Source organism: Parafrankia sp. FMc2, from assembly GCF_041008525.1.
GTDB lineage: Bacteria > Actinomycetota > Actinomycetes > Frankiales > Frankiaceae > Parafrankia.
Map to the genome: position 1 here is coordinate 127,926 of NZ_JBFLUG010000003.1, position 14,384 is coordinate 142,309.

Sequence of the window (14,384 nt, forward strand, 5' to 3'; positions counted from 1 at the left end):
TCACCAACGGAGGTTCCGCCGTGATCACGATGTACACCACTTCCTGGTGTGGTTACTGCGTCCGGCTGAAGGGTCAGCTCGACCGGGCCGGCCTGGAGTACGTGACGGTCAACATCGAGCACGACCCGACGGCAGAGCAATTTGTCCGCGATGCCAACAACGGCAACGCGACCGTACCGACCGTGCTGTTCCCCGATGGGACGGTGATGACGAATCCGTCCATTCGCCAGGTCACCGAGAAGGCCACTTCCGCCGCATAACGGATACGTAGAGCGACGACGACGGGGGAGTTCGCCTCTTCCCGACGCACACGCGGCCGGCTCGTGGGACGGTGTCCGTCACTGCCCGTGAACTTTGTGGGAGAGTTCGGCCTGTGTCGTCAGCACCTTCAGGACTCCCGTGGAGCACGGTCGACGCCGCGCTGAGAGCCACGCACGCCCTCCACCAGCTGGAGCAGACGTGCCTCGTCGCGGTGTCGGCGACCGATGCCGTATACCTGCGGGTGACCGGGCCGATCCCCGAGCTTGTTGCCGGGCTTGGCATCCCTCGCGCCCGGTGTCTACCTGCCCGAATGCTCGACGGGGCGCCCGCAGCCGGCTCCCGGGCCGACCAGGAACCCGCTCTGGCCGACACCGTCGAGGTCGAACGGTTCGGTATCCGCAGCCATGTCTCCATGCCCATCCTCGGCCCGGACGGGACGGTGCTCGGCATCCTCGCCGGGCTCGACCGGTCCCCAGTGGAGGTGCCCGCGGAATCACTCGGCGTACTACGGGCGATAGCGGACAGTCTGGGCGCGTCCGACACACTACGGGAGCAGCTTGCCCGCCAGGCCCATGCCGAGGTTGCTGCCAGTAACGGAAGCGGGGCCGACCGGCAGGAAGCCGCCGCGGAGGCAGCGGCAGCAGTCGGCCGGGTGGGCAGCCCGGGCGGCGCCGTCTCGCCCACCGGGCACCCGCCCGCCACCCCACCGCCGCCCGTCGCGTCGTCTCCCGAAGTGGTCCCACCTGCCGCGCCCGGCACCGCAGCGCCGGCCGAGCCACGGCCCGCCGCGGTCCAGCCGTCAGCCCCGGCCACGGGCTCCTCGGAGGCGACCGGCGGCGTCAGCGCGCCGATCGAACCGGAACGTCCCCCGGCTACGGGCCAGGTCCAGGGCCCAGGGCAGGGCCAGCCCGGGCCGGCACCGACCGGTGGCGTGTCGCGGGTCACCCCGGAGGTCCTCGCCCGGACAGCTCGGCCCGGGCCGACCGCGCGGGCAGGCACCCCGCGGCCGGCACCGCCGCGGTCGGGGCCGCCGCGGGCCGGCGCCGCCCGCGGACAGGGCGGGCCGTCCGGACCATCCGGGGGAAGTGTTCCGGGAGCGTCCGACATGCGCCTGCGGCGGGCATCCGCAGGGTGGGTCGTCGAAGGGCCCGGTTCCGAGGTCCGCCCGGTCGGCGACCTCATCTCCGCGATGGTCCTCGCCGACCTGCTCGCCGACGATCTCAGCCCACCGGGCCGGCCCCGGCGGGCGGACCGTGATCTCAACGAGACCGAACAGCTCCGCCTGTCAGTGATCCAGCTGGAACACGCGTTGGCGTCGCGGGTCATCGTCGAACAGGCGATCGGCGTGCTGGCCGAACGGAACCACATCAAGCCCAGGGACGCGTTCGAGCGGCTGCGCCGCACCGCACGCGGCATGGGCAGGCGGGTCCATGACCTGGCCCGCCAGGTGGTCGAGTCGGTGGGCGACCCACGGATCAACCTGCCTGGCGAACTGGGCCGCGGCAACGCCGGACCGCCGCCGGGCGCGAGCCCGGCAGGGGGAGGCGCTGGCGGCGGGTCACCCCGGCCCAGCCCGCCCCGCGCCACGCCCAGCCGCCACTGACGGCCGCGACACGACCCACTTCGACACCCACCGGCCCTGACCCCGCGCGGTTCAGGCGGACTCGACGTCGCCGAGCACCCGCACCGCACCGGTGATCTTCGACGCATCGCCCACCAGGACGATCACCAGGCCGGCCGGGGCGAGCAGCTCCGCCGAGACCGCCTGGACGTCCGCCGCGGTGACCTCGGTCAACGCTCGCGGGTGGTCCCGCAGGTACTCCACCCCGATACCGGCGCCCGACAGGCCGGACAGCGTGCCGGCCAGCCCGGCCGCGGTGGCACTGGCCAGCGCCAACGTGCCGATCAGGTACTGGCGGGCGGCCTCGAGCTCGTCGGCGTCGGGCGGCAGCAGCGCGATCCGGCCGAGCTCGTAGAGGATCTCCAGCAGCGCCGGGCCGGTCACGTCGGTGGAGACGTCCGCGGCGGCGGTGAACCGGGAACCGGCCTGGTAGTGCTCGACCGAACTGCGCGGGGAGTACGTGTACCCCTTGTCCTCCCGGATGTTGGAGACCAGCCGCGAGCTGAAGTAGCCACCGAAGATCGTGCTGGCGAGCCGCAGCGCCGGGTAGGCCGGGGCGGTCCGGTCCAGCGCACGGCCGCCGAGCCGGATGTTGGTCTGCACCGCCCCCGGCCGGTCGACGATCACGATCCGGCCGGCCGCCGGCACCGGGGGGGCCGGGTGGCCCGCACCGGCGGTGCCGCTCCAGGCGCCGAGGGTGGCTTCGACGGCGTCCAGCGCACGTTCGGGATCGATGTCCCCCACGAGGGTGAGGATCGCGCCGCCGGGGCGGACCCGCGCCGCGTGCAGCGTGCGCACCGGCCCGACGCCCACCTCCGCGAGCACCGACGGCGGCGTGACGGCGGTGCCGTAGGGGTGGTCACCGAACATGCGCTTCAGCAGGGCCTCGCGGGCGATCACCGCCGGCTGGCTCAGCGCCGTCTCGGTGTCCTCGATGACGCGGGCGCGCTCGCCGGTGAACTCGTCCTCGGGGTAGCTCGCCGAGATCAGGACGTCGGCGATCAGCGCGAGCAGCGGCTCGAGGCTGGTGGCGAGGGCGGAGCTGACGATGGCCAGCCGGTCCGCGTCGACGCCGGCCCGCAGCGACCCGCCCAGGGCCTGCACCGCGGTGGCCAGGCCGACGCGGTCGTACCGGCCGCTGCCGGTGAGGATCGTCTCCGCCAGCAGCTCGGCCTCGGCCTGGTAGACGTCACCCGCGCCGGCGAACGGGATCCGCAGCCGCAGCTCCACCAGCGGAACGCTCGCCCGGGCGACCACGTCGACGCGCAGGCCGTTGGCCAGCGTGCGCCGTACGACCGTCGGCAGCTCGCGGGGGACGGTGGCGGCCACCGCGGGGATCACCGAGCCCGCCCCCGCCGGCGTCCCGGCGCCGGTTTCCGTACCGGCACCGGCCTCCGGTGTGGAGGAGGTGGCCGTGGTCTCGGTGGTCGTCGTCACGCTGTCTCCTCGTCCCCCGGGCGGGGGATCGCTCGGCCGATCATCCGGCTGCTGGCGGAGCACCGGGCCGTCATCAGGCGGCCCCGGCCCGCAGCTCCAGCACCGCGCGGCCCTGCCCGCGCAGCGCACCCGCGGCGGCGGCCACCGCGTCACCGGTGATCTCCGCGAGCAGGCCGGGCAGCTCGTTGAGCAGCTCGGGGCGACCGTGGTGCAGTTCGAAGGTCGCGATCTTCAGGGCCCGGCCGAGCGCGTCGTCCGCCTCGCGCAGGATGCCGGCCCCGGCCTGCGCCCGCACCCGGTCGAGCTCGCCGGGCTCCAGCCCGTCGCCCGCGATCCGGTCGAGCTCCTCGTCGACAGCGGCCAGCACCGCGTCAGCGGTGGAGTCGCCGGCGTGCCGGGCATCCAGCGTGAGCAGCAGCGGGTCACGCTGGTCGAAAGGATCACCGAAGGTACCGACGTAGGTACTGACCGCGGTCACCAGGCGGTCCTTCTGGACGAGCCGTCGCTCCAGCCGACTCGCGTCGCCGTTGGTGAGCACGTCCGCCAGGAGCTCGGCCGCCAGCAGCCCCGGCAGGTCGCTGGCGGGGTCGGGCACCCGGTAGCCCACCGCGAGCGCCGGCCGGGGAGCGAGCCGGTCGGTCAGCACTTCACGGCGCTCCTCGGCCCGCACCGGCTCGGCGAAGCTGCGCCGCGGCGGCACGGGCCTGGCCGGGATCGTGCCGAAGTACCGCTGGACGAGGTCGAGCGCCCGCTCGGGGTCGAACTCACCGACGATCGTCAGGATGGCGTTGCCCGGCGCGTAGAACGTGTCGAAGAAGTCCGCGGCGTCGTCCAGGCTGGCGGCCTCCAGCTCGGAGAAGTCGCCGTACCCGTTGTGGGCGTTGGGGAAGGTGTCGAAGGCGACCGGCGGCAGCGCGATCCACGGGAACCCGCCGTAGGGCCGGTTCAGCACGTTGACCCGGATCTCCTCCTGGACCACGGCGATCTGGTTGTCCAGGTTCTCGCGGGTGATCTTCGGGGCGCGCATCCGGTCGGCCTCGAGGAACAGCGCCCGCTCCAGCGCACCGGAGGGCAGCAGCTCGAAGTAGTCCGTGTGGTCCGGGTGGGTCGACCCGTTGAAGATGCCGCCCGCCGCCTGCACGTACTTCGGGTGCTCGGCCTTGCCCACGTTCTCGCTGCCCTGGAACATCAGGTGCTCGAACAGGTGGGCGAACCCGGTGCGCCCTTCGGGCTCCGAACGGAAGCCGACGTCGTAATGGACCGCGACGGCCACCACCGGCGCCGTCTGGTCCGGCGCGAGCAGGACGCGCAGGCCGTTGTCCAGCACCACCTTCCGCAGCGGGTAGGCGGGCGCGGGCAGCGCTGCACCCACCGCACTGGAGGCGGCCGGGCCGGCGGCTGTAGGTGAGGACACAGCGCCACGCTACTGCCCGCGCCGCCCGCCCGGCCACGTTCGGCAGCTTCCCCCGACGGCCCCGTCCCCGCGCGGAGATGCGCGGACTACGAAAGGGCCAAGGGGACGCCCGACCGCCAGCCCACACCGTGATCCTGAGCTGAGCCCGCCGCGACCAGCAGGCACCGCCGGCCGGCAGCACAGCGGATCAGCAGGCACCGCGGTCAGCGGCGACCGCGGCCGCCCACGGAGGAGACGAGGAGGACGAGCACCGCGGCGACGGCCACCTGGAACAGCAGGGTGAGGAACCAGCCGGCGTCGATGCCGCTGGCGACCACCAGCCCGAGCGCGGCGCCCAGCAGACCGATCAGCACCGTCATCACACAGCCGATCGGTACCCGGCGCCGGGCCGGGACGGCCAGCCGGCCCAGCAGGCCGACCAGGCAACCGGTGATCAACGCACTGACAATGCCGGTGGGGGTCTCCACGGACCCGATTGTGCTCCTCTCCCACCGCCGCCGACCGGCCCGCGAACGCCACCCATCCCACCGTGCGCGGCGCGAGGGGACAGACTGTGCCGGTGGGAACGTTTCCGCCCGGGCTGAGCGACTCCCTGGCCCATGGCCTGGAACAGCTGGCCGACGAGATCATCGCGGCGATCGCCGCGGAAGTCCCGGCCTATGCCCGGCCGCTGGAGGGCTCCTTCGGCCAGGGAGTCCGCCGCGGCGTCGAGGAGGCGCTCGCCCGGTTCCTCGCCCTCGTCGACGCCGGCCCGCAGGCCGCCGGTGACCTGGCCGCGAGTCGGGACGTCTACGTCCGGCTGGGGCGTGGCGAGGTGCGGGCCGGGCGCTCCCTCGACAACCTGCTGAGCGCCTACCGGGTGGGCGCCCGCATCTCGTGGCGCCGGATGGGCGAGGCCGCGCGCCGCGCGGGCCTCGACGCCGCCGGGCTCGTCTCGCTCGCCGAGATGATGTTCGCCTACATCGACGGGATCTCCGCCGCCTCCGCCGACGGCTACGCGCTCGCGCAGTTCGAGGTTGCCAGCGAGCGGGAGCGGCTCTGGGACCGGCTGGGCGAGCTGCTGCTCTCCGGCGCGGACCCGGCCACCATCGAGCACGCCGCCAGCACCGGGGCGGTCCGGCTGCCGGAGCGGATGGCAGCCGTTCTGATCCCCGACGGGCCCGGCGACCACCTCTCGGCGCGCCTGTCCACCGGCTGCCCCCGCGCCAGCCACGGGTCGGACTTCTGGTTGTTCGTGGGCGAGGCGGACGCCCCCTCCCGGCGGCTCTGGCTGGCCGAGCGGCTCGCCGGCACCGGCGCGGTGGTCGGGCCGTGCGTGGCGTGGCAGCAGATCACGACCAGCGTGGAGCGGGCCGGTTTCGCCCGGGCCGCCCTCGTGGCCGGACGCCTGCCCGCCGCGACGGGACCGGATCCCCTGATCACCGACGATCATCTGACCGAGCTGCTGCTGGCCCGCGACCCACGGCTGCTCGACGATCTCGCCCAGCGCCGGATCGCCCCGCTCGCGGGGCTGCCCGAGCGCACCCGGGCCCGGCTGGCCGAGACCCTGCTGTACTGGCTGACGCTGCACGGCCAGCGGCAGCTGGTCGCCGAGCGCCTGCACATCCACCCGCAGACCGTGCGTTACCGGGTGGGGCAGCTCCGGGAGCTGTTCGGAGACACCCTGGACGACCCCGACGCCCGCTTCGAGCTGGAACTCGTCCTGCGGGCGACCACCTGCCACGGCCCGCGGCCCGCGGCGCACCTGTCCACGGCGAACCCGCCCGCCGCACCGCAGTCCACGCCACAGCAGTCCACGCCACCGCAGCCCACGTCACAGCGGCTCACGTCACAGCGGGACCCGGCCGGCTGACACCGCCAACCGCGCTACCGTCCGTACCGTGCGGGTGGGTTCGTTCAACGCGATGCACGGCCTGTCCCTCGCCGACGGCCGGGTCGAGGTGGACCGCTTCACCGCCGCGATCGCCGACCTGGACTGCGACGTCCTCGGTCTGCAGGAGATGGACCTGGCGCAGCCGCGTTCCGGCGGTGGCGACCTGGCCGCCACCGCCGCGACCGCGCTGGGTGCCGCCGACGGCGGCTGGCTCTTCGCCCCCACCGTCTACGGGACTCCGGGGCACAGCTGGCGGCCAGCCCAGGGCGTCCGGGCCGACGGCGAGCCCGCCTACGGCATCGCCCTGGTCAGCCGGCTGCCGGTACGCCGCTGGTGGGTGCTGCCGCTCGGCCGGGCACCGGTGCGCGCGCCGATCCTGATCCCCGGCGGATCACGGCGGGCGCGCTTGATCCTGCTCGACGACGAGCCGCGGGTGGCGCTGGCGGCCGTCGTCGAGACCCCGGCCGGGCCGCTGACCGTGGTGACGACACACCTGTCGTTCGCGCCGGGCTGGAACGCCGTCCAGCTGCGCCGGCTGGTCGGGCGGCTGCGCGGGCTCGACGGCCCGGTGCTGCTGCTCGGGGACCTGAATCTGCCCGGTCGGCTGCCGACCGCGCTCACCGGCTGGCGGCGCCTCGCCGCCCACCGCACCTACCCGGCCCACGCGCCCCGGGTACAGCTCGACCACATGCTCGCCCGGGGCCCTGTCGGGACGGTCGCGGCCACCGAGGCGCGCCGCACCGCGGTCTCCGACCACCTCGCGCTGCTCGCCGACATCCGCCGCTAGGGGTCGTCCCGGCGACCGGACAGCAGCGCGACGATCTCGGGCTCGCCCAGCAGTTCCGGGCGGACGATCTCGCCGGAGGTCACGTAGAAGTAGGACGCCTCGACGTCCGCCACGGGCACCCCGCGCACCCGGGCCCAGGCGACCCGGTAGACGGAGAGCTGGGTCGGGTCGGCGGGCTCCGAGCCGGTCTTCCAGTCGACGACCTCCCAACGACCGCCGCCCAGGTCGTAGACGGCGTCGATCCGCCCGCGGACGGCCCGCCCGCCGATCATCACCTCGAACGGGGCCTCGACGGCGAACGGCCGGCGCGCCCCGTACGGCCCGGTCAGGAAGGCCTCCTGCAGGCCGGACAGGTCGTGGTCGTCCAGGGTGGCGGCGTCGGCGGCGCCGGGGAGATCCTCCACGTCGATCAGCGGCCGCTGGTCGAAGATCTCCTCCACCCACGCGTGGAAACGGGTGCCGCGGCGGGCCTGCGGCACCGGCCGGCGCGGCACGGGCCGGGCCAGGTCGCGGGCGAACTCGGCCGGGTCGGCGCGCATCCGCACGATCTCGGACGCCGTCAGGCTGGCCGGCAGGGCGACGTCCCGGACGGGGCTGCGGGCGGCGCGTTCCTCGGCGAGCAGCAGCGCGGCCTCGCGGTCGAACTCGGCGAGCTGCGCCCGTTCCCGGGCGGTCATCCCGGCCAGGTCGTCCGGCGGCGGTGCCTGGCCGGCGCGGAGCAGCTCCAGGGTCTGCCGGACGGCGTCCGCGGCCGCCTGCCGGCGCGCGAACGCGACCGGCTCGTAGGGCACCGGCCAGGTGAACTCCGGCGGGACGGCCAGTTCGGGGTTCCCGCCCGGCGGCGGTTCGGCGGCCCAGACGTCCACCTGCCCGTGACCGGCCACGGCATGGTCGTGCAGCTCGGTGAGGAACACGGAGGGACCACGCCGGGTGCGCTGGGTGGGCCCCCACCAGTGGCCGCTGCCGAGCAGTACCGACTTCGCCCGGGTGAAGGCGACGTAGGCCAGCCGGCGCTCCTCGCGTTCCTGGTAGCCCCGGCAGTCCTCGTCGAAGGCCACCAGCGCGGCCTTCGAGTCGCCGACCGTGTAGGACGGCAGCTCGTCCGCGTCGCCGCGCAGCGGGGTCGGCAGCGCGCCGGGCGACGTCGTCCACCTGTCCCGCACCGTGAGGTCGGGGAAGACCCGCCGGCTCAGGTCCGGCACCGCGACGACCTCCCATTCGAGGCCCTTCGCCCGGTGCACCGTCATGAGCGCGACAGCGTCCGCGCCGGTCGGGCCGGTGATGTCCAGGCCCCGCTCGTGCTCGCGGGCGGCCCGCAGGAAGGCGAGGAACGACGTCAGCGAGTTCGGGCCGTCGGGGTCGTCGAAGTCGGCGGCGGCGTCCAGGAAGGACGCCAGGTTCTCCCGCCGGCGGGCCGCGACCGCCTTCGGGCTGGCGGCCAGCTCGACATCCAGGCCGATCGTGGAGATCACCCGGTGCAGCAGGTCGAGCAGGCCGTCACCGACATGCGCGCGCAGCGCCGCCAGCTCGGCACCGAGGCGGGCCACCCGCTCCCGTCCCGGCGCGGAGATCTCGTCTCCGGCGTCGAGCAGGGCGTCCGCGAGCGAGACGACGTCGCAGGGATCAACACCCGCGACGGCCTCGGCCAGCGGATCGGTGCCGTCCCCCCGCGCGGCCTCGGCACGGTCCGCCGCCGCCCCGCCGACGGTCAACAGGCCGCGGGCCCGGCGGCCGAGCGCCGCCAGGTCCCGCGGCCCGAGCCGCACCCGCGGGCCGGTGAGCAGCCGGACGAGCGCCGCGTTCGCGATCGGCGAGTCGAGCACCTCCAGGACGGTGACGACGTCGGCGACCTCCGGCAGGTCCAGCAGGCCGGCGAGGCCGACGACCTCGACGGGCAGCCCGGCCGCCGTCAGCGCCGTGTGCAGTGCCCGGACATCCGACCGGGCCCGCACCAGCACGGCCATGTTCCCGGGCTTCTCCCCCGCCGCGACCAGCTCCGCCAGTCGGGCGGCGACCCAGGCGACCTCCTGCGCCCAGCTCCCGTGCAGCGCCACCAGGGTCCGCCCGGCCTCGACGACGTCGGCCCGGGGCCGCAGCTCCACGACGTGGTGACGGGCCCGCAGCGGGGCGGCGACGTCGTTCGCGAGGACGAGCAGCCGGCCGCCGCTGCGCTGGTTCACTGACAGCCGGTAGCGGGCGGCCAGCGAGCCGTCGGCGCGCGGGAAGTGCTCCGGGAAGTTGTCGAGGTTCGCGACCGAGGCCCCGCGCCAGCCGTAGATCGCCTGGCAGGGGTCACCGACCGCGGTCACCGGATGGCCGTCGCCGAACAGGCCCGCCAGCATCGTCCGCTGGGCCACGGAGGTGTCCTGGTACTCGTCCAGCAGCACGACGCCGGCCCGCTGGCGCTCGGCGGCGCCCACCTGCGGGATGTCGCGCGCCAGCCGGGCGGCGAAGGTGACCTGGTCGCCGAAGTCGAGGACGTCACGCGCCCGCCGGGCGGCCCGGTAGTCGGCGACCAGCCCGGCGAGCTCGCGCCGCGCCCGCGCGGTGGACGCCATCCGGCGCAGCTCCTTGCGCAGCGTCTTCGTCCCCGGACGCAGCGCGGCCGATTCCAGCGCGGCCAGTGCGCGCTCGAACATGCCGGCGTCGAAGGCCATCAGGTCGTCCGCGGAGACCAGGTGCTCGCTCATCTCGCCGTCCAGGGCGACGAGGTCGGCGACGAGGGCCGGCAGCGACCGGCTCAGCACCTCCACCCGCCCGCGGTGGGCACGGGCGACCCGGGCGGCGAGCTGGTAGCGGGCCGCCGCGACGAGCATCCGGGTGTCCGGCTCGAGACCGAGCCGCAGTGCGTGCTCGCCGACGAGCCGGCCGGCGTAGGCGTGGTAGGTGCTGATCGTCGGCTCGTCCGCGCCCGCCGCGTCGTCCTGGGCACCGGCAGACCCGGCAGGCCCGGCGGAGTCGGCGGGGCCCGCGAGCCCGGTCGTGCGGCCGGGGTCGGTGCCGCCGGCGCGGCGCAGCGCCGTGCGCACCCGTCCGGCCAGCTCGGCAGCCGCCTTGTTCGTGAAGGTGAGGCCCAGCACCCGGCCCGGCTCGACCTGCCGGGTGGCCACCAGCCAGACCACCCGGGCGGCCATCACGGACGTCTTCCCCGAACCCGCGCCGGCGATGACGACAGCCGGCTCCAGCGGCGCGGTCGCCGCCGCGAGCTGTTCGTCGGTGTAGGGCACGCCGAGCAGCTCGCGGAGATCCTCGGGGTCGAGCCGGGGTGCGGTGACCTCACCGTCGCCACCGCCGGACGGTGGGCCGAAGCCGGGAAGCGCCTGCTGCGCGCCTGTGTCGACGACGCCGGTCAATCGATCACCTGCTCTCCCTCCGGCCGCGCCGGGCAGCACCGACGGAACGAACACATGGTGCACGCATCGTCTGGAACAGGCCGGAACGACTCGGTGGTGACGGTCTCCACGGCGGTCTCCAGCAGGTCGTCGATCCACGCCCGCCCGGCGGGAAGCGCCTCCTGGCGCTGCACTTCGGGCGGCGCGGGTTCCTCGCCGGGCAGGCGGGGCCCCAGGCTCTCCCCGCCCGTGTCCCGCCGGAGCTGGACCAGCTCCGCCCCGCCCGGCACCGCTGCCGCCGGACCGGACAAGTCGTCGCCACCGGGCGGCGGCTCACCAACGCCCGGCTGTCCGTCACCGCCGGACGGGCCGTCGCGGCGGCGGGTCTTGTCGAGCACCTGGTCGAGCGCACCCTCCCGGACGGCGAGCTGGTAGCTCCCGAGCTGGGCGTGGGTCTGCAGGTCGCGCCGGCTGGGCGCCGCGCGGCCTGTCTTGAAGTCGACGACGTGCACCCGGCCGGCGTCGTCGACTTCGACCCGATCGATGAAACCGCGCAGCCGGACCACCCGGCCGGCCACCGCCAGGTCGCAGGAGAAGCGCACCTCGGAGGCCACGACCTCGCGCCGGCGGGCGGCGTGCCAGTCCAGGAAGCGACGCAGCGCCTCCCGGGCGGCGGACCGCTCCTGCTCGGACCGCCACCGCGCGTCGAACTCCAGGTGCCGCCACACCAGGTCGAGCCGGGCGTCGAGGGCATCCATCGACGGGGCGGTGCGGCCGCTCGACACCTCGTCGGCGAGGGCGTGCACCACCTTGCCGAAGCCCTGCGCCGCCGAGGCCGCCTCGGCCGCGTTCGCCTCGTGCTCGAGGAACCAGCGCAGGCCACATGCGGCCAGGCTCGACAGTGAGGACCCGGAGAGCCGGATCGGACCGTCCGGCGGAACGACCGGCACCGGCGAGGTGGTGACGTCCACCAGCCCCCACCATCGCCTGGGGTCGGCGGCGGGGACCAGCGGGCGCCCGGCACCGTCCCCGGTGGCCGCGAGTGCGGCGAGGCGCACCGCGGCCGCGGCCCGCACGGCTGCCGAGGCCTCCGGGTCGACGGTCAGCCGGCGCAGCGCGGCTACCAGGCCGACCAGCGTGAGCGGCCGGGCCGGGCGGACCCGGACGTTCTCCACCTGCACGCCGAGCTCGCCGAGAAACCGGCTGGGCTGCTCCCCGTCGTCGTCGGCGCCGTCCACCGCCGTCACCACGAGCCGACGACGGGCCCGGGTGATCGCCACGTAGAACAGGCGGCGCTCGTCGGCGAGCAGCTCCTCCCTGGTCCGCGGCGGCCGGACGCCCCCACCGCCGCGCCGCGGGGTGTCGAGGGTCTCGGCGGCGAGCAACGTGTGCCGCGCCCGCAGGTCGGGCCAGACGCCGTCCTGCACCCCGCAGATGACCACGACCTCCCACTCCAGGCCCTTGGAGCGGTGCGCGGTCAGCAGCCGCACGGTTGCGGGGCGGCCGGCCCGGGCTGTCTCCGTGTCCGGCGCGATCTGCTGCCGGGTGAGCTCGCCGACGACGGAGGCCACGCCGAAACCGGGCCCCCGCCGCGCACCGAGGCGGCCCACCGCCTCGAACAGCGCGACCACAGCGTCGAGATCACGGTCGGCCGACCGGCCAGCGGCCCCGCCGGCCGTCGAGACGCGCTCCAGCCTGGGGCCCCATTCGCTGGCTGTCCACAGCGTCCACAGCGCGTCCTCGGGGGCGGCACCGCGGCGCAGCTCGGCGCGCACGGTCCGCAGCAGGCGCCCGAGCCGGCGGGCCGGGGCCGCGATGTCGTCCGGGATCGTGAGCAGCATCCGCTCCGGGTCCGCCACCGCCGCACGCAGCAGCTCGGCGGACGACGCTGCTGTCCCCGCCAGCAGGCCCGCAGGGCTGGCCGTGTCGGCAGCGGACTCCCTGTCAGCAGCGGGCTCCCCGCCAGCAGCGTGCTCGTGGTCGGCAGCAAACTCCGTGTCGTCGGCGGCGCTGTCCATGCCGGCGGTGCTGTCCATGCCGGCGGCGCGGGCTGCCGCGTCGAAGGCCCGCAGCTCGCGGCCGAGGGCACGCAGGCCGGCCGGATCGGCACCCCCCAGCGGCGAGGTGAGCAGCGCGCGCGCCGTCTCCGGCGTCAGGTGGACGGACGGCTCGTCCGCGCAGCGCAGCGCCGTCAGGAGCAGCTGCGCGGCCGGCTCCCGCGCGGCCGGCAGGTCGCCGCCCGCGACGCTCACCGGGACCCCGGAGGCCGTCAGCACTCGCCGCAGCAGTCCGAGGCCCGCGGTGGAGCGCACCAGGACGGCCATGTCGTCCCAGCCGACGCCGTTCTCCAGATGCTCCCGCCGCAGCAGCTCGGCGATGGCCTCCGCCTCGGCGCCCGCCGTGGGGTAGGTGATGGCCGCGACCTGGCCGGGGTCGGTGGTGCTGCCCGCCGGCATGAGATCGCGGTGCGCGCGGATGTACCGGACGGGCAGACCCGCCGACGGGAGCCGGGCCGCCACCCGGCGGCTGGCCGCGAGCGGCGCCGGGGCCATCCGCCGGCAGCGGCGCAGCGCGGTGACCTGGGCGGGCGAACCGTCCCCGTGCGGGAAGCGGGCCGCGAAGTCGAGCAGGCCGCGCACCTCCGCCCCGCGGAAGGAGTAGATCGCCTGGTCGGGGTCACCGAAGACGACCAGGTCGCCGCCACCGCCGGCGACGGCGGTGAGCAGCCGCTCCTGGGCCGGGTCGGTGTCCTGGTACTCGTCGACGAAGACCGCCCGGTAGCGACGGCGTAGGGCGGTGCGGACGTCCGCGTCGGCGGCGAGGACGGCCGCACTGTGCACCAGGTCGGCGTAGTCGATCGCACCTTCGGCGCCGAGGGCGTCGAGATAGTCGCCGTAGAACTCGGCCACGGCCACCCAGTCGGCCCGGCCCGTCCGCCGGCCGATCCGGGCAAGCGCCGGCGGGTCGACGCCGACCTCCCGGGCCCGGGCCATGAGCATCCGGACCTCTTCGGCGAAGCCGCGGGTGGTCAGCGCGGCGGCAAGGGTGTCGGGCCAGACGGGACGCCCCAGTTCCCGCGAGCCTTCGAGCAGGTCGCGCAGCCGGGCGTCCTGCTCGGGGCCGGACAGCAGCCGGAAGCCGCCGAGCGGGGTGTCGGCACCGTGAGCACGCAGCAGCGCGAGGCACCAGGCGTGGAACGTCCACGCCGGCGGGCCGACGGCACCGGCCCCGAGCCGGACGGCGAACCGTTCCCGCAGGTGGCGGGCGGCCCGGCGGCTGAACGTGAGCACCAGTAACGAGGCCGGGTCGGCGCCCGCCTCGACGCGCCGGGCGACCGCCTCCACCAGCGTCGTCGTCTTCCCCGTGCCGGGCCCGGCGAGGACCAGGAGGGGGCCACCGGCGTGTCCCACCACCTCGCCCTGCGCACCGTCCAACACGATGGGTGACGCCACCGGCGCCGGCGGTGCCACCAGACGGAACGATCGCCTGGACGGGTGGCGGGTGACGGGCGGCACGGTGACCACGCCGCACAGCACATCACGACGCTCTGACAAGATCGCCAACGCATGGCGCGGGAACGCGGGCCGCACTGCCGCGGAGCCCGCGCCGCGGCGCAGGGACACTTGGAGCAGCAAAGATGAGCACGAATAGCACTAAAG

The 14,384-nt window shown here is 75.4% G+C and carries 9 protein-coding genes; 4 read left to right on the plus strand and 5 right to left on the minus strand.

The annotated features are described in order from the left end of the window. The first annotated feature begins 20 nt into the window (after window positions 1-20). Window positions 21-260, plus strand: a complete 240-nt coding sequence (locus AB1460_RS02465) for a mycoredoxin (RefSeq protein WP_368958890.1) — start codon at window positions 21-23, stop codon at window positions 258-260. A 113-nt stretch (window positions 261-373) separates the two neighbouring features. Further along, window positions 374-1,864, plus strand: a complete 1,491-nt coding sequence (locus AB1460_RS02470; protein ID WP_420497166.1) for an ANTAR domain-containing protein — start codon at window positions 374-376, stop codon at window positions 1,862-1,864. A gap of 51 nt (window positions 1,865-1,915) precedes the next feature. Here AB1460_RS02470 and AB1460_RS02475 read toward each other — a convergent pair whose 3' ends face one another. From AB1460_RS02475 to AB1460_RS02485, 3 genes are all read right to left on the minus strand, one after another. Continuing rightward, entirely contained in the window at window positions 1,916-3,319 is a 1,404-nt protein-coding gene (locus tag AB1460_RS02475; RefSeq protein WP_420497167.1) for a M16 family metallopeptidase, read from the minus strand. Between the two features lie 73 nt (window positions 3,320-3,392). Next, window positions 3,393-4,733 carry a M16 family metallopeptidase gene (locus AB1460_RS02480; protein ID WP_420497168.1) on the minus strand — a complete coding sequence of 447 codons (1,341 nt, stop codon included), beginning with the start codon at window positions 4,731-4,733 and terminating at the stop codon, window positions 3,393-3,395. A gap of 203 nt (window positions 4,734-4,936) precedes the next feature. Then, on the minus strand, window positions 4,937-5,200 hold the full coding sequence (locus AB1460_RS02485) for a GlsB/YeaQ/YmgE family stress response membrane protein (RefSeq protein ID WP_368958891.1): 264 nt from the start codon (window positions 5,198-5,200) through the stop codon (window positions 4,937-4,939). Between the two features lie 92 nt (window positions 5,201-5,292). Here AB1460_RS02485 and AB1460_RS02490 point away from each other — a divergent pair, with 92 nt between their 5' ends. Both AB1460_RS02490 and AB1460_RS02495 read left to right on the plus strand, forming a co-directional pair. Beyond that, a complete protein-coding gene (locus AB1460_RS02490) occupies window positions 5,293-6,585 on the plus strand; it encodes a helix-turn-helix domain-containing protein (protein WP_368958892.1) in 1,293 nt (430 codons plus the stop codon). A 28-nt stretch (window positions 6,586-6,613) separates the two neighbouring features. Further along, window positions 6,614-7,393 (plus strand): endonuclease/exonuclease/phosphatase family protein, encoded by a 780-nt coding sequence (locus AB1460_RS02495; RefSeq protein ID WP_368958893.1) that lies wholly within the window; start codon window positions 6,614-6,616, stop codon window positions 7,391-7,393. On the opposite strand, the gene AB1460_RS02500 is transcribed toward AB1460_RS02495, so the two are convergent. After that, window positions 7,390-10,746: an ATP-dependent DNA helicase gene (locus AB1460_RS02500; RefSeq protein ID WP_368958894.1), complete on the minus strand. Its 3,357-nt coding sequence runs from the start codon at window positions 10,744-10,746 to the stop codon at window positions 7,390-7,392. The genes AB1460_RS02495 and AB1460_RS02500 overlap by 4 nt on opposite strands. Further along, a complete protein-coding gene (locus AB1460_RS02505; RefSeq protein ID WP_420497172.1) occupies window positions 10,743-14,249 on the minus strand; it encodes an ATP-dependent helicase in 3,507 nt (1,168 codons plus the stop codon). Before AB1460_RS02505 ends, AB1460_RS02500 begins: the two co-directional genes overlap by 4 nt. Window positions 14,250-14,384 lie beyond the last annotated feature (135 nt).